General features: G+C 70.9%; 19 protein-coding genes and 1 riboswitch. Of the genes, 7 read left to right on the plus strand and 12 right to left on the minus strand.

All coding sequences use genetic code 11. The features are described 5' to 3' along the window. Positions 1–2: 2 nt before the first annotated feature. Positions 3–221, minus strand: a complete 219-nt coding sequence (locus tag ACFWAR_RS19050; protein ID WP_385778551.1) for a hypothetical protein — start codon at positions 219–221, stop codon at positions 3–5. A 114-nt stretch (positions 222–335) separates the two neighbouring features. Between ACFWAR_RS19050 and ACFWAR_RS19055 the strand changes: the two genes are divergently transcribed. Continuing rightward, positions 336–1,172: a Scr1 family TA system antitoxin-like transcriptional regulator gene (locus ACFWAR_RS19055; protein WP_385778553.1), complete on the plus strand. Its 837-nt coding sequence runs from the start codon at positions 336–338 to the stop codon at positions 1,170–1,172. Further along, entirely contained in the window at positions 1,156–1,419 is a 264-nt protein-coding gene (locus tag ACFWAR_RS19060; RefSeq protein ID WP_385778555.1) for a DUF397 domain-containing protein, read from the plus strand. The genes ACFWAR_RS19055 and ACFWAR_RS19060 overlap by 17 nt, the downstream gene beginning before the upstream one ends. A 4-nt stretch (positions 1,420–1,423) precedes the next feature. Here the strand turns inward: ACFWAR_RS19060 and ACFWAR_RS19065 are convergent, their stop codons facing one another. The 4 genes from ACFWAR_RS19065 to ACFWAR_RS19080 all read right to left on the minus strand — a co-directional run bounded on the left by ACFWAR_RS19065 (position 1,424) and on the right by ACFWAR_RS19080 (position 3,618). Beyond that, complete coding sequence (locus ACFWAR_RS19065) at positions 1,424–1,696, minus strand: hypothetical protein (RefSeq protein ID WP_385778557.1); 273 nt, start codon at positions 1,694–1,696, stop codon at positions 1,424–1,426. After that, positions 1,693–2,238: a hypothetical protein gene (locus tag ACFWAR_RS19070; protein ID WP_385778559.1), complete on the minus strand. Its 546-nt coding sequence runs from the start codon at positions 2,236–2,238 to the stop codon at positions 1,693–1,695. Before ACFWAR_RS19070 ends, ACFWAR_RS19065 begins: the two co-directional genes overlap by 4 nt. Before the next feature lie 117 nt (positions 2,239–2,355). Further along, positions 2,356–2,934 (minus strand): Uma2 family endonuclease, encoded by a 579-nt coding sequence (locus ACFWAR_RS19075; RefSeq protein ID WP_385778561.1) that lies wholly within the window; start codon positions 2,932–2,934, stop codon positions 2,356–2,358. A 93-nt stretch (positions 2,935–3,027) separates the two neighbouring features. Beyond that, entirely contained in the window at positions 3,028–3,618 is a 591-nt protein-coding gene (locus ACFWAR_RS19080) for a TetR/AcrR family transcriptional regulator (RefSeq protein ID WP_385778563.1), read from the minus strand. Between the two features lie 55 nt (positions 3,619–3,673). Between ACFWAR_RS19080 and ACFWAR_RS19085 the strand changes: the two genes are divergently transcribed. Then, entirely contained in the window at positions 3,674–4,099 is a 426-nt protein-coding gene (locus tag ACFWAR_RS19085) for a DUF6463 family protein (protein WP_385778565.1), read from the plus strand. 4 nt (positions 4,100–4,103) lie between these two features. Here the strand turns inward: ACFWAR_RS19085 and ACFWAR_RS19090 are convergent, their stop codons facing one another. The 3 genes from ACFWAR_RS19090 to ACFWAR_RS19100 form a co-directional block, all read right to left on the minus strand. Beyond that, on the minus strand, positions 4,104–5,564 hold the full coding sequence (locus ACFWAR_RS19090; protein WP_385778567.1) for an alanine/glycine:cation symporter family protein: 1,461 nt from the start codon (positions 5,562–5,564) through the stop codon (positions 4,104–4,106). Between the two features lie 123 nt (positions 5,565–5,687). Beyond that, entirely contained in the window at positions 5,688–6,410 is a 723-nt protein-coding gene (locus ACFWAR_RS19095) for a beta-glucanase (protein ID WP_385778569.1), read from the minus strand. A gap of 85 nt (positions 6,411–6,495) precedes the next feature. Next, positions 6,496–7,107: a phosphoribosylanthranilate isomerase gene (locus tag ACFWAR_RS19100; protein ID WP_385778571.1), complete on the minus strand. Its 612-nt coding sequence runs from the start codon at positions 7,105–7,107 to the stop codon at positions 6,496–6,498. A gap of 109 nt (positions 7,108–7,216) precedes the next feature. Here ACFWAR_RS19100 and ACFWAR_RS19105 point away from each other — a divergent pair, with 109 nt between their 5' ends. Then, positions 7,217–7,597, plus strand: a complete 381-nt coding sequence (locus tag ACFWAR_RS19105; protein ID WP_385778573.1) for a type II toxin-antitoxin system RelE/ParE family toxin — start codon at positions 7,217–7,219, stop codon at positions 7,595–7,597. Further along, positions 7,594–7,929 (plus strand): helix-turn-helix domain-containing protein, encoded by a 336-nt coding sequence (locus ACFWAR_RS19110; RefSeq protein ID WP_385778575.1) that lies wholly within the window; start codon positions 7,594–7,596, stop codon positions 7,927–7,929. Before ACFWAR_RS19105 ends, ACFWAR_RS19110 begins: the two co-directional genes overlap by 4 nt. Positions 7,930–8,039: 110 nt before the next feature. On the opposite strand, the gene groL is transcribed toward ACFWAR_RS19110, so the two are convergent. The 4 genes from groL to thrC all read right to left on the minus strand — a co-directional run bounded on the left by groL (position 8,040) and on the right by thrC (position 12,186). Further along, the gene (gene groL, locus ACFWAR_RS19115; RefSeq protein ID WP_354381245.1) at positions 8,040–9,662 is read right to left on the minus strand and encodes a chaperonin GroEL; all 1,623 of its coding nucleotides are present in this window, start codon (positions 9,660–9,662) and stop codon (positions 8,040–8,042) included. A gap of 327 nt (positions 9,663–9,989) precedes the next feature. Beyond that, positions 9,990–10,196 (minus strand): cold-shock protein, encoded by a 207-nt coding sequence (locus ACFWAR_RS19120; RefSeq protein ID WP_003967346.1) that lies wholly within the window; start codon positions 10,194–10,196, stop codon positions 9,990–9,992. A 394-nt stretch (positions 10,197–10,590) separates the two neighbouring features. After that, complete coding sequence (locus ACFWAR_RS19125; protein WP_385778577.1) at positions 10,591–10,866, minus strand: ubiquitin-like small modifier protein 1; 276 nt, start codon at positions 10,864–10,866, stop codon at positions 10,591–10,593. A 33-nt stretch (positions 10,867–10,899) separates the two neighbouring features. Continuing rightward, positions 10,900–12,186 (minus strand): threonine synthase, encoded by a 1,287-nt coding sequence (thrC, locus tag ACFWAR_RS19130; RefSeq protein ID WP_385778579.1) that lies wholly within the window; start codon positions 12,184–12,186, stop codon positions 10,900–10,902. A 17-nt stretch (positions 12,187–12,203) separates the two neighbouring features. Further along, positions 12,204–12,354: riboswitch (SAM riboswitch) on the minus strand. Between the two features lie 193 nt (positions 12,355–12,547). Between thrC and ACFWAR_RS19135 the strand changes: the two genes are divergently transcribed. Beyond that, complete coding sequence (locus ACFWAR_RS19135; RefSeq protein ID WP_385778581.1) at positions 12,548–13,498, plus strand: glucosyl-3-phosphoglycerate synthase; 951 nt, start codon at positions 12,548–12,550, stop codon at positions 13,496–13,498. Between the two features lie 46 nt (positions 13,499–13,544). Then, positions 13,545–14,987, plus strand: a complete 1,443-nt coding sequence (locus ACFWAR_RS19140; RefSeq protein WP_385778583.1) for a trehalose-6-phosphate synthase — start codon at positions 13,545–13,547, stop codon at positions 14,985–14,987. The last annotated feature ends 117 nt before the right edge of the window (positions 14,988–15,104 follow it).

The raw sequence follows: 15,104 nt of genomic DNA on the forward strand, positions 1-15,104 counted from the left end.
CGTCACGGGTGGGCCCGCTCGTGCAGCACGGCGGCCAGGCGCATCGCGGTGTCCAGGTTGCAGCGCCCGAGGTCGACGAGCGGGAGCCCGTACGTCCCGGCCGCGGACACCACGTCCACACCGAGGGACGGGAACACCACCCCCACGCCGTCCAGGGCCGCCTTGAGCTGCCAGACGGCCTCCTCGGCGGCCTGGCGCCGCTCCTTGGGGGTCATCACCATCACATGTCACCTTTCGCTCTGAGTAATCGATTTCTACACACAGCGTGGCGACCCGCTCGCTAGCCTTTCAATGCGAACCCCGCAACAACCGGACGTGTTGACCAAGGAGTTGGCATGCCACCAAAGCCCCTCGATCCCTCCTCGTCCCCCCGCGCCCTCCTCGGCGCGGAACTCCGCGTGGCCCGCGACCGCGCGGGCCTCAGCCAGGCCGAGTTGGGCGAACCCCTCTTCGTGAGCGGCTCGTTCATCGGCCAACTGGAAGCCGGCACGCGGCGGATGCACCTGGACATCGCCAGCCGGATCGACGAGATCCTCGACACCGGCGGCTTCTTCGCGCGCAACTGCGAGGCGGCGGCCAAATCGAAGTACCCGGACCACTTCGCCGCGGCGGCCGAGGCGGAAGCGATGGCCACGGGCATCCGGGAGTACGCCCCGCTGATCATCCCGGGGCTGTTGCAGACGGAGGCGTACGCCCGCCAGGTGTTCCGTGCGTACCAGCCCACGGCCCCCGAGCCGGTCATCGACGAGCTGGTCACGAACCGGCTCGCACGAGCCGCTCTGCTCGATGACCCGACGACACCGCTGTTGTGGTGCGTGATCGACGAGGCAGTCCTGCGCCGCGCGGGCGACCAAAAAGCGGTGCTGGCCGAGAACCTGCGACACATCGCGAGGCTGATCCGGTCGCACCGGATCATCGTGCAGGTGCTGCCGTTCAGCGCGGGCCCGCACGCCGCTCTGGCCGGGCCCCTCAAGCTGATGAGCTTCGACGACGCTCCTCCGCTGGCCTACGTCACGGGCCTCGGGACGGGCCAACTGGTCGACGATCCGGCCACGGTGGCCCACCACACCCTGACCTACGATCTCCTCACGGCCAATGCGCTGTCGCCGCGCGAATCCCTGGCCATGATCGAGTCGGTGGCGGAGGATTTCGAGAATGATCAGCACGCGTGAGTACGACCTCTCGACGGCCCGGTGGCACAAGTCCAGCTACAGCGCGGGCGACGGCGGCGACTGCCTGGAGATGGCCACCTGGCGCAAGTCCACGCACAGCGGCGGCGACGGCGGCAACTGCGTCGAGGTGGCCGAAGGTCACGGCCACCCGGACCTCGTCCCGGTCCGGGACAGCAAGCGCCCCGACGGCCCCCACCTGACCTTCAACGGTCCCGCCTGGAGCGCCTTCGTCGCCGCCCTCGGCTAGGCGCTCAGCCGCCCGTGCACACCACGAACGCGGTCACCTGCTGGAAGTCCGGCGAATAGCTGGCGCTCGTGGCGCGCCAGCCGTCGCCCTCGAACGTCGTCAGGATGAGCTCGGTGTCGTTCTTGCTGAACCCTCCGCCGCCGGTGGCCTGTTGGCCGTCCGGGCACTGGGCCAGAGAGGTTCCGCTGCCGCCCCTCGACACCGAGCCCGTCCGCCCTGCGACCGCGTGGTGCGGCGCGGTCGAGCAGACGACGAAGGGCTCCACCGTGCGGGTCATCCCGCTGTTGTTCCAGTAGCTGACCTCCCACGTGTTGAGGGCGGGGAGCGAACTCTGGGTGACCACGCGTTCCGCGTCGCCCCTGCCCCGGCGCCGGTGGGCACCTCGCCGCTGGGGCAGGGCTGGTGGAGGGTGACGACCTGGCCCCTCTCCAGCGTGACGCGGCCGCCGAAGACCTGGCGGTGGGGAGCCGTCGAGCAGACCACCGTGGCGGCGACGGTCCCGGCCCGCAGGGTGTCGTCGTTCCTGCCGGTGACGATCCAGCTGCGCCCCTGCGCGTAGGAGCTGGTGAGGGAGAACCTGAACCTGTTCCCGTAGGTGGTCACCCCTCCCCCGGTGGGCACCTGGCCGGCCGGACAGTCGGCCCGGGCCGTGTGCAGGACGGCGGGATACTCGTCCGGGATCTCCACCCGCTCACCGGTGACGCGGGTCAGGGTCTCCGCGGCCCTCGGGGCGGGCGGTACCGCCTGCGCCGAGGCCGTCGGCACGTAGAGGGCGAGCAGGGCGGCGGCGACCAGCAGGGCGGGGCGGGAGAGTCTCATCGCGACCTTCCGGGTTTCGGCGGTGGGAGCCCCTGGATACCCGAAGCACGAGCGCACGCCCCGGGCCAACTCCCGCCCGCGCGAGCAGAATCGCTCCTCCCTCACCCGGTCGGGCCGTCAGCGCGGGAAGGCCCCGGTGTCCAGGGTCAGCGCGAACGGCTCCGGCAGCACCAGCCCCTCACCGAACGCCACGCGGTCCGCGTGCTTGTACGCGCCGTTCCGGGGTTCGGTGAACAGGGTGGCCGTGGGCCCGTGCTCGTCGAAGCGGTCGATCAACAGGTAGACCGGGACCGGGGCGTGGGCGTACGCCCAGAGCTTCTTCTTCCGGTCGTCCTCGGCGTTGCTCTTCGAGGTGATCTCCACGACGAGCAGCGCCTCGGCCGCGTCGACCGGGTGGTTGACCTCCGGGCTGACACCGGCGACCACGACCGACGGCACGAGCACCAGGTCCGGTACGCACAGCTCGTCCCGGCCCGCGATCCCGATCCCGAGCCGCTGGTAGAGCCCCCACTCCGCCGGCAGCACGCCGTACAGCGCGCGCTGGAGGAGCGAGAGCGTTCCGTGGTGATGGCGGTCCGGCGGCGGCGACAAGATGATCCGGCCGCCGCCGATCTCGGCACGCCAGCCTTCGGGTACGTCCAGGTCGCGCCAGCTCTCCAGCAGGTACTCCCACGCGCGACCGCCCGCAGCGAGCATCGGGTCCCCTTCCCCTGAGGCATGTGCCAGCAACCCTAGACCGGCGGCCCCTTCGGGTCTTGCCCATCCCTTGAAGACCCCTCCGGGGACGGCCTAGCCGACGCCCCCGCACGCCACCAGGGCCATCGCGGCGATGCGCGGCGCGAGGTCGGGGCCGGGGGGCTGCTCCAGGAGGAACACCCAGGCGAAGACCGTGCCGAGGACGGCGGCGTGGACCAGCGCGGGGTCGGGCCGGGCGGCCAGTTCGCCGCGCGCGACGGCCCGTTCCAGGAGCTGCGTCACCAGGGCCCGCTCCTCGGCGATGAAGGTCGCCTGGAAGCGGGCGGCGATCTCCGGCTGCTGCTTCACGTCGGCGAGCAGGCCGGGGGTCGCGGCGGCCGCGACCGGATCGGAGAAGATCCCGAGGATCAGCTCCGCGAGCGCGGTGAGGTCCCCGCGCAGCGTGCCCGTGTCCGCCAGCGGCTGCGGCGCGCGCCCGTGGACGAGGGCGGAGAAGACCAGCTCGCCGCGGGAGGCGTGGCGGCGGTAGATCGCGGCCTTGCCCACGCGCGCCCGGGCGGCCACGGCGTCCACGGTCAGCGCGGCGTATCCGACCTCGGCCACCAACTCCCGTACGGCGTCTCGGATCGCGTCGTCCACGCGGGCGTCCCGCGGTCGGCCGGGGGGTTGCTTCGAAGGCTGCACGGGTCCACTATACGGAACTATGAGTATCGAAACTGTCAGTACCGTAACTGCGACCGTGCCCACCGGTACGGACCGCGCCCGCGGCCTGAACGTCTGGGCCGGGCGCACCAGCGTGGCGATCGGCGCCCTGCACATCGCCGCCTTCACCGCGAGGACCTGGCCGAGATGGGGCGACTGGATCGGCGGCGCGCTGCACGGCGAAGCCGCGATCAAGGACCCCGCCAACGCCGCCTCCATGGCCGAGTTCTGGGCCCTGCCCGGCAGCTTCGCCGTACCGCTGGTCCTGCTCGGGCTGCTCGTGTCGCGGATGGCGCGGACCGGCCAGGAGGTCCCGCGCTACCTGGGCTGGGTCGTGGGCGCGTGGGTCCTCGTCGGCGCCTGGATCCTGGAGCCCTCCGGCTTCCCGCTCGGCCTCGTGCCGGCCGCCCTGCTCCTGCTCGCCGGGCGCGCGTCCGCGCGGCGCGCGCCCGCTCCCGCCTAGGAGGTCAGTGCCGTCCCGCCGCCGCCGGGACCGTCACCCGGACCGGGTCCCAGCACTGGACGCCCCGCAGGTCCGGCATGCGGTCGCGGGTGAAGACCGGGTCCAGGCCCGCGCGGCGCTGGGCGCGGTAGTCCTCCAGGAGGCGGAAGGCGATCGTCGACAGCGGGAGGATCGCCAGCAGGTTCACCAGGGCCATGAAGCCCATGAAGACGTCCGCCAGGTTCCACACCACCGAGACCGAGCCCAGCGAGCCGAGCACGACCGTGCCCAGCACCAGCACCCGGTACGAGGGCAGCACCCACCGCTTGCGGGTGATGAACTGGATGTTGGACTCGCCGTAGTAGTAGTTCCCGATCATGCTGCTGAAGGCGAGCATGAAGACGACCACCGTCAGCAGGTGCCCGGCCCAGCTGCCCAGCGTGTCGCTCAGCGCGGTCTGCGTCAGGTCCGCGCCCTGGCGCCCGACCGGCTCGGGGTTGGTGACGAGCACGATGAAGGCGGTCATCGTGCACACGAGCAGCGTGTCGAAGAAGACGCCCAGGGACTGTACGAGGCCCTGCTTGACCGGGTGCGAGACCTCCGCCGCCGCGCCCGCGTTCGGGGCCGAGCCCAGGCCCGCCTCGTTCGAGAACATGCCGCGCCGGATGCCCTGTTGGATCGCCGCGCCGATGCCGCCCGCCGCCAGCTCCCGGAAGCCGAAGGCGCCGCCGACGATGTCGGCGATGACCCGGGGGAACTCGGACAGGTTCAGCAGCACGACCGCCGCGCCGAGCAGCAGGTAGACGATCGCCATGACCGGCACCAGCACCGTGGTCACGGACGCGATCCGCTTGACCCCGCCGAAGACCGCCAGGCCCAGCAGCGCGGCCAGCAGCACGCCGAGCGCGGGCGCGAACCAGGCCCCTTCCGTCTGCGGCAGCGAGCCCGTCGCCACGGAGGCGATCGTGTTCGCCTGGACCGCGTTGAAGACGAAGCCGAAGGTGAGCGTGATCGTCACCGCGAAGAGGACCCCGAGCCAGCGCTTACCGAGGGCGCGCTGCATGTAGTACGCCGGACCGCCCCGGTACGCGCCGGTGGCGCCCCGCACCTTGTAGAGCTGGGCGAGCGCCGACTCCACGAAGGCGGAGGCCGCGCCGATGAGCGCCATCACCCACATCCAGAAGACGGCGCCCGCGCCGCCCAGGGTGATCGCGGTGGCAACACCGGCGATGTTGCCGGTGCCGACCCGCGCCGCCGCGGAGATCGTGAAGGCGCCGAAGGACGAGACCTGCTTGCGCCCGTCCGCGCGCGGCGGCGTCTTCTCCTTGACCACCCGGAACATCTCCGGCAGCAGCCGCAGCTGCACGCCCCCGGACCGGACCGTGAAGTACAGGCCGGCCCCGACCACCAGCGGGATCAGCAGGTAGGTCCAGAAGCGATCGTTGACGTCGACGATCAGCGAGTCGAGGGAGGCCAGGGAGTCCATGGCTCGAAGTCTCCCGGGGCGGAAGGCCCCCGGACAGGGACCTTGGTCCGCGGCCGCAGGGCCCGAAGGCCCCGCCCCGCCCGGCCCTTGGCCCCGACGGCCGACCGGCCCGCCCCGGCCCCGCTAGCGCCGGTACACCCGCAGCGCCGACACCTCGTAGGACAGCTCCGTCACGCCCGGGTCCGGCGCCGGGTGGTAACGGCCCGCGCAGACGGAGAGGTTGACGATGAGGTACGCGTGCCAGGACCGGCCGACGCCCCGGCCGTCGCTGAAGACCCGGGAGCCGTTGACCCACCAGATGACCGACGACCTGCCGAACTCGACCTTGAGGTCGACCCAGCCGCCGGGCCGGACGACCGGGTCGCGGTAGTAGAGGTGCGCCTCGCGGACGTGGTTCGACAGCTCCAGCAGGTCCGGGTTGTCCGGGTGGTACTCGAAGACGTCGATCTCCTGGCCGCCGTCGCGCCAGGTCCAGATCCCGGGCCAGGCGCCCCGCCCCACCGGCAGCTTCACCCGGGCCTCCAGCACGTCGCCGGTGCGCACCATGAAGCCCTCGTCGCTGCCCTCGGTGGTGAGCAGCCCGCTGTTCCAGTCGCCGTCGGGGCGCAGCGTCGCCCGGAAGACCCCGCCGCGGCTGTAGGCGGGGTCCTCGACGAGGTGGTCGAGCTTGTTGTCGCCCGGATTGACCGGGCCGCCGCGGGGATACGCCCACGAGCGGCCGGCGACCCACTGGGTGGGCGAGGTGAAGTCGGCGGTGAAGACGGGAGCGCGGCGAGGACCCGGCAGCAGCCCCCCGCCCTCCCTCGGGTCGAGGCGGCGGGTGAGCCGCCACAGTCGTTCGAGCATGTCCGAGACCATGGTGAAGAGCTGCCCGCCGGACGCCGCGCCACACTCGAATTCTCGCTCAGAGTAATCGTACGAACACGAGCGGCTATGGGCGCGGGGCGTTCCGCACCGCTTCGACGAACGCCCGGATCAGCTCGGGCGACTTGACCCCGCGCGCCCGCTCCACCCCGCTGGAGACGTCGACGCCCCAGGCCCCGGTGGCCCGTACGGCCTCGCGGACGGTGTCCGGGGTCAGCCCGCCCGCCAGCAGCCAGCGGCCCCGCGGCGCGGTGAACTCCTCGGACCCCCAGTTCCAGGGCTTGCCCGAGCCCGGGTCGGGGGCGTCGAGCAGCAGCAGGTCCTCGCCGTACTCCCCGCAGCCCGCCACGTGCCGCGAGGTGGCCCGCAGCAGGGTCCGGCCCTCGGCGCGCAGGGCCGCGAAGTCCTCGGGGCCCTCCTCCCCGTGCAGCTGCACCCCGCGCACGCCGCTCTCCTCGGCGAGCCGGCGCACCTCCGCCACGGACTGCCCCCGGAACACCCCGACGGTGAGCACCCGCTCCGGGACCCGGGCGGCCAACGCGCGGGCGGTGGCGGTGTCGACCGTACGCGGGCTCCCGGCGGCGAAGACGAAGCCGATCGCATCCGCCCCGGCCTCCACCGCCACGTCCACGTCCGCCGCGGTCCGCAACCCGCAGATCTTGATGAACACGTCACTCATGCGGCAAGTGAACCACCCGCCCGTCAACCCCCTGCCCCCGGTCATCCGATGGGGCAGAAAGCTCCGCACGGCCGTATTATGTCGTATACGACATAATACGGTGCGTCGCATGAACGCCGACCTGTACGTGATCGAGGTGGAGCCCGATGTGCGGACCTGGCTGGAGCTACTGCCCGGCAAGCAGTACCGCAAGGTCGAGGAGTACGCGGAGTTGCTGGCCGCCCAAGGCCCCCTGACCCCGATGCCGTTCGCCCGCCCCCTGAGGAACGGCGTCTACGAACTGCGGCCCACGCTCGACGGCGTGCCCACGCGCATCAGCTACTGGTTCGCGCCGGGGCGCAGAATCGTACTCCTCACGGTCTTCAGCAAGACGCGCATGCACGAGCCGGATCAAGTGGACCGCGCCGTGGCGGCCCGTATCGTGTGCGCTCGGGAGCACGCCCCGGCCCACACCACGTACAGCCGCGGCAAGGAAGGGGACGCGCGATGAACCACAGCCGCTGGAAGCTGGCCCGTGAGCGGGAGGCCGCGCGGGAGTACGTCGAACCGCCCGAGGTCGAGGCCGAGCGGGCGGAGATCCGCCTCGCGATGGCCTTCGCCAAGGCCGTGTACGACCGGCGCAAGGCGCTCGGACTGTCCCAGACGCAACTCGCCGAGCGTGCCGGGCTCACCCAGGCGAAGATCTCCCGGGTCGAGGGAGCCGACGCCGTGCCCACGCTGCCGCTGCTGCGGCGGCTCGCCCGCGCCCTCGACGCCTCGCTGACCATCGACCTGGGCTGCGACCACGAAGCGGTCACCTTCGTGGCGCGCCCCGCCGCGTAGGAACGCGGGAACGCGGAAGCGCGCAAACGCCCGAGGGCGGCACCCCCCGTGGGGAGTGCCGCCCTCGTTCGAAGAACAGCCGATCAGCTCGGGCCGGAGCCCGGGGCGGATCAGAAGTCCATGTCACCGCCCGGCATGCCGCCGCCCGCGGGGGCACCGGCCTTCTCGGGCTTGTCGGCGATGACGGCCTCGGTGGTGAGGAACAGCGCGGCGATCGACGCGGCGTTCTGCAGCGCGGAGCGCGTGACCTTCGCCGGGTCGATGATGCCCTCGGCGATCATGTCGACGTACTCGCCGGTCGCGGCGTTCAGGCCGTGGCCGATCGGAAGGTTGCGCACCTTCTCGACGACGACGCCACCCTCGAGACCACCGTTGACGGCGATCTGCTTGAGCGGGGCCTCCAGCGCGAGCTTGACGGCGTTGGCGCCGGTCGCCTCGTCGCCCGTGAGCTCGAGCTTCTCGAAGACCGCGGAGGCCTGGAGGAGCGCGACGCCGCCACCGGCGACGATGCCCTCTTCGACGGCCGCCTTGGCGTTGCGGACGGCGTCCTCGATGCGGTGCTTGCGCTCCTTGAGCTCAACCTCCGTCGCGGCACCGGCCTTGATGACGGCCACGCCGCCGGCCAGCTTCGCGAGGCGCTCCTGGAGCTTCTCGCGGTCGTAGTCCGAGTCGGAGTTCTCGATCTCGGCGCGGATCTGGTTGACGCGACCCTGGACCTGGTCGCTGTCGCCGGAGCCGTCGACGATCGTGGTCTCGTCCTTGGTGATGACGACCTTGCGGGCGCGGCCGAGCAGGTCGAGGCCCGCGCTCTCGAGCTTGAGACCGACCTCCTCGGAGATGACCGTGCCGCCCGTGAGGATGGCGATGTCACCGAGCATGGCCTTGCGGCGGTCGCCGAAGCCCGGGGCCTTGACGGCGACGGACTTGAAGGTGCCGCGGATCTTGTTGACGACCAGGGTCGACAGGGCCTCGCCCTCGACGTCCTCGGCGATGATCAGCAGCGGCTTGCCGGACTGCATGACCTTCTCGAGGAGCGGCAGCAGGTCCTTGACCGAGCCGATCTTCGAGTTGACGATCAGGATGTACGGGTCGTCGAGGGACGACTCCATGCGCTCCATGTCGGTGGCGAAGTACGCCGAGATGTAGCCCTTGTCGAAGCGCATGCCCTCGGTGAGCTCGAGCTCCAGGCCGAAGGTCTGCGACTCCTCGACCGTGATGACGCCTTCCTTGCCGACCTTGTCCATGGCCTCGGCGATGAGCTCGCCGATCTGGGTGTCAGCGGCGGAGATGGAGGCCGTGGAAGCGATCTGCTCCTTGGTCTCGACGTCCTTGGCCTGCGCCAGCAGGGCGGCGGAGACGGCCTCGACGGCCTTCTCGATACCGCGCTTGAGGGCCATCGGGTTCGCACCGGCGGCCACGTTGCGCAGGCCCTCGCGGACGAGCGCCTGGGCCAGCACGGTGGCGGTGGTCGTACCGTCGCCGGCGACGTCGTCCGTCTTCTTGGCGACTTCCTTGACCAGCTCGGCGCCGATCTTCTCGTACGGGTCCTCGAGCTCGATCTCCTTGGCGATGGAGACACCATCGTTGGTGATCGTGGGGGCGCCCCACTTCTTCTCAAGGACGACGTTGCGACCCTTGGGGCCAAGGGTGACCTTGACGGCGTCGGCGAGCTGGTTCATGCCTCGCTCGAGACCGCGCCGGGCCTCCTCGTTGAACGCAATGATCTTGGCCATCTGAAGTGGTCCTCCCGGACAGCGGTGGATTGCTCCCGGACCGCGCCCGCGCCCGCGACGGACGGCCTGTGGGTCCGGCGGTTCCTTCCCGCCGACCCCGTGGGCCTCACCGACCCGGTCCTCGTTTTGGTAGCACTCTCACCTGGAGAGTGCTAACGCCAATGATTAGCACTCGGCACCCCCGAGTGCAAGCGGCTTCGAGGAACACCCGGTGAACGCCCGGGCCCGGCCCGGGCCCGGCCCGGGTCCCGCACGCACGCGGGGCCCGCATCCGTGTCTCAGGATGCGGGCCCCGCGCGTTCGTGTGTCGGTGGTCGATCGCTCCGGCTAGCCGACTGCGAGCTTGACCATGTCCGCCTGCGGACCCTTCTGACCCTGCGAGATCTCGAACTCGACCCGCTGACCCTCTTCAAGGGTGCGGTACCCGTCCATCTGGATGGCGCTGTAGTGGACGAACACATCCGCACCACCGTCGACCGCGATGAAGCCGTAGCCCTTCTCCGCGTTGAACCACTTGACGGTGCCCTGAGCCATGCCTAACTCCCCTATTACTGGCCCTTGCGCAGGACCGCACTTCGCGGACCCGGGTCAGAACTTGCGCCGGAACGCCTCGACCGGGGCTGAATGTATCCGCACCGCTGCTGTCTGCAACAGGTCATTCCCACGAGAATTCTGGACACGGCATTACATTGAAATAGGGTGAAAATTAGGAATCTTCCGGGGCAACTCGGGCCGGACAAACCGCGCCAACGACCCATAGCGCGCACGCATGTTGACTCAATGTCAACCCTTCCGCGACCCGTTCATATGCGCCGGGCAAGAACAGCGGTGGGGACTTCCCCAACTCTACCGCGCCCAACCAAGCAGAATTGCCCCCTCCGTTTCTTACCGGAGGGGGCAATTCAGGTTCTGGCGTCCGAGCGGAGGATCAGCCGCCCGCGACGGCGGGGATGATCGAGACGCCCACGCCGTCGGGCGTCGGCGTCTGCAGCCCGCTCTCGAAGCGCACGTCGTCGTCGTTGACGTAGACGTTCACGAAGCGGCGCAGCTTGCCCTGGTCGTCCAGGACGCGGGCGGCGATGCCCGGGTGGCTCTGCTCCAGGGAGTCGATGACCTCGCTGAGGGTCGCGCCCTCGGCGGCGACCTCGGCCTGGCCGCCCGTGTAGGTGCGCAGGATGGTGGGGATGCGGACGTTGACGCTCATGGCGCTACTGCCTTTCCGGGGTTCGAGGGGTGATCAGGCCAGGCCGGCGGCGCGGAAGGCGTCCAGGCTCGGGCGGATGGTGGCGGTCTGGCCGCTGTCGGCGGCCACCGCCTCCAGGGTCTTCAGGCCGTCACCGGTGTTCAGGATCACGGTCGTCAGCGCCGGGTCCAGCTGCCCGTTCTCGATGAGCTTCTTCGTCACGCCGACGGTCACGCCGCCCGCGGTCTCGGCGAAGATGCCCTCGGTCTGGGCCAGGATCTTGATGGCCTCGACGACCTGGGTGTCGTCGACGTCCTCGACGTAACCGCCGGTGCGGCGGGCGATGTCCAGGACGTACGGGCCGTCGGCCGGGTTGCCGATCGCGAGCGACTTGGCGATGGTGTCCGGCTTCTGCGGGCGGACCACGTCGTGACCGGCCTTGAAGGCGGTCGAGACGGGCGAGCAGCCCTCGGCCTGGGCGCCGAAGATCTTGTAGGGCTTGTCCTCGACCAGACCGAGCTTGATCAGCTCCTGGAGGCCCTTGTCGATCTTCGTCAGCTGCGAGCCGGAGGCGATCGGGATGACGATCTGGTCGGGCAGCTGCCAGCCGAGCTGCTCGCAGATCTCGTACGCCAGCGTCTTGGAGCCCTCGCCGTAGTACGGGCGCAGGTTCACGTTGACGAAGCCCCAGCCCTCGCCGAGCGGGTCGCCGATGAGCTCCGAGCAGAAGCGGTTGACGTCGTCGTAGTTGCCCTCGATGCCGACCAGGTCACCACCGTACACGCCGGCCATGACGACCTTGCCCTGCTCCAGGTCGTGCGGGATGAAGACGCAGGAGCGCAGTCCGGCGCGGGCGGCGGCGGCGCCGACGGCCCCGGCCAGGTTGCCCGTGGAGGAGCAGGAGAGCGTGGTGAAGCCGAAGGCGCGGGCGGCCTCGACGGCGATCGCGACGACCCGGTCCTTGAAGGAGTGCGTCGGGTTGCCGGAGTCGTCCTTGACGTAGAGCTTGCCGGTGACGCCCAGCTCCTTGGCCAGGTTCTCGGCGTCCACGAGCTTGGTGAAGCCCGGGTTCAGGTTCGGCTTCGAGGCCACGTCGGCGGGGACGGGCAGCAGCGGGGCGTAGCGCCAGATGTTGTTCGGGCCGGCTTCGATCGCGGCGCGCAGCGCCTCGGGGTCACCGGTCGGAAGGTCGTAGGCGACTTCGAGCGGGCCGAAACACTCGGCACAGGCGAAAATGGGACCCAGATCGAACCGGGTGGCGCATTCGCGGCAGGAAAGCCCGATGGCGGGTCCGAGATCGACGGTGGTCGCGGCAGAGGTGGCGACAGTCTGTACAGACATGACGGCGAGGCCCTTTCTCCTCATCTTCCCCGTGGCGCACTTCGCCACGAGACGGATTTGGCACCTTCCCTAGTCGGGGACCTCGCTGACTTTGCAAAAATCGCGAGACCGACTGGAGGGTTGCCGGGGCTTCAACGGGCCGTATCCCTCTGCCCCTCTGGATGAGCGGTATGGCGCGAACGCGCCTTGGCGGCGCACCCGTGCGTTTGTACGGAAGGACCCCCGACATGCGATGGTCCTCCGCGTTGTTCAAGACTGTAACCGAAGGCATGGATGGTTGAGACAGCCGTCCGAACCGCGAGATGGATCACATTTCGGCCATATCGGTGGCCGGCCACGACTCAAGCAGGGAGTGCTGAAGGTGCTGGAAGAGGTGGAGCGCTGGCTGGGGGCCCGCTCCTGGTCCGCCACCGATCGACCGCTGGAGCGGCTGATTTCGGCCAAGCGGGCATCGGGCATCAAAGTCAGCGTCGTTTTGCCCGCGCTCAACGAGGAGGAGACGGTCGGCGCGATCGTCGAGGTCATCCGCCGGGACCTGATGGACTCCCTGCCCGTCCCGCTCGTCGACGAGCTCGTCGTCATCGACTCCGGCTCCAGCGACCGCACCTCGGAGGTCGCGGCGAAGGCGGGCGCCCGCGTGGTGCACCGCGACGACATCCTGCCGCGGGTCCCGGCGGTGCCCGGCAAGGGCGAGGTGCTGTGGCGCTCGCTGCTGGTGACCAGCGGGGACGTCGTCTGCTTCGTCGACGCCGACCTGCGCGACTTCTCCGCCGCCTTCGTCTCCGGGATCGTCGGCCCGCTGCTGACCGAACCGGACGTGCAGTTCGTCAAGGCGATGTACGACCGCCCGCTCGGCGACGCACCCGGCCAGGGCGGCCGGGTCACCGAGCTGGTGGCGCGCCCGCTGCTGAACCTGCACTGGCCGCAGCTGGCCGGATTCGTACAGCCGCTGGGCGGCGAGTACGCGGTGCGCCGCTCGCTGCTGGAGCGGCTGCCCTTCCCCGTCGGCTACGGCGTGGAGCTCGGCCTGCTGGTGGACGCGCTGCACACGGCCGGTCTGGACGCGCTCGCGCAGGTGGACGTCGGCGTCCGGCTGCACCGCCACCAGGACGGGCGGGCGCTGGGCCGAATGGCCGCCGCGATCTACCGGACCGCGCAGCTGCGGCTCTCGCGCGGGCACCTCGTACGGCCCGAGCTGACCCAGTTCGAGCGCGGCCCGGACGGCTTCGAGCCGCACACCTACCCGGTGGACACGGTGGAGCGGCCGCCCATGCGGGGCGTCGAGGAATACGCCCACCGGCGCGTGGCATGACGCCACTCACAGTTTGAGCGCGGGCCCGCCGGGCTAGGTTGCCCGCATGGCCTTCTCGGTACTCGTCGCCGCCAATCGCGGTCCGCTCTCGTACGCCCTCGACGCCGACGGGAGCCTCAGCGCCCGGCGCGGCGGGGGCGGCCTCGTCTCCGGCCTCGCCACCGCCCTCGCCCGCCAACCGGACGCCCTGTGGATCTGCGCGGCGCTCTCGGAGGCGGACCGCGAGGCCGTCCGCCGCGGGGTCGCCGAGCCGGGCGTGCGGATGCTGGACATCGACCCCGAGGTCTACGACGACGCCTACAACGCCATCGCCAATTCGGTGCTCTGGTTCACCCACCACCACCTGTACGACGTCCCGCGCGAGCCGGTCTTCGACGCGGCGTTCCACCGGGCCTGGGAGTCGTACGTCGCCTACAACCGGGCCTTCGCCGAGGCGCTGGCCGAGGAGGCGGAGCGGGGCGCGCGGGTCCTCGTCCAGGACTACCACCTGGCGCTGGTGCCCGGGATGCTGCGGGTGCTGCGCCCGGACCTGCTGATCGCGCACTTCACGCACACGCCCTGGGCGTCCTACGACTACCTGCGGATCCTGCCGTCCTACGTCCGCGAGGAGCTGGCCTGGGGGATGCTCGGGGCGGACCTGGTGGGCTTCCACACCGGGGCGTGGGCGCGGGCGTTCCTGGACGCGATGGACCTGGACGACGCGTACGGGACGGCTTCGCCGGGCGGCCCGCAGGGCACGGAGATCGCGCACCGGCGCTACACGGTCTGGTCGGGCCGGACCACCTCGGTCCGGGTCTTCCCGCTGGGCGTGGACGGCGACGAGCTGCGGGCGCTGGCCCACCGGCCCGAGGTGAACGACAAGCTGGCCGCGCTGCGGACGGAGGTCGCCGGGCGCAAGGCGATCGTCCGGGTGGACCGCACGGAGCTGTCGAAGAACATCCTGCGCGGGCTGCTCGCCTACCGGGAGCTGCTGGTCACCCGGCCCGAGTGGCACGGCCGCGTGGTGCACCTGGCATCGGCCTACCCCTCGCGGCAGGACCTGGCCGTCTACCGCGCGTACACGGAGTCGGTGCGGGAGCTGGCCGCGGAGATCAACGCGGAGTTCGGCACGTCCGACTGGCAGCCGGTGCTGGTCTCGGTCGAGGACGACTTCGCGCGCTCCCTGGCGGCGTACCGGCTGGCGGACGTGGCCCTGGTGAACCCCGTGCGGGACGGGATGAACCTGGTGGCCAAGGAGATCCCGGTGGTGTCGGAGGCGGGGTGCGCGCTGGTGCTCTCGACGGGGGCGGGGGCGTACGAGGAGCTCCGCGAGGACGCGCTGACGGTGAACCCGTACGACGTCACGGAGACGGCGCTCGCGCTGCACGCGGCGCTGTCCATGCCGGAGGCGGAGCGCGCGGAGCGCACGAAACGCCTGTCCGCGACCGCGACCGCCCTCCCCCCGGCAGCCTGGCTCGAAGCCCAACTGTCCTTCCTCGCGGACGAGTAGGCCTCCGGCGGACCCTCAAACGCCGGGCGGCTGAAAGATGACCCGAGGCGGCCCGATCCGGCGCAGCCGATCCAGCCCCGCCGTCATTTGAGGCGCCCCGATCCGGGCGCAGCCAAT

The sequence above is a fragment of the Streptomyces sp. NPDC059917 genome, from assembly GCF_042730635.1.
Lineage (GTDB): Bacteria > Actinomycetota > Actinomycetes > Streptomycetales > Streptomycetaceae > Streptomyces.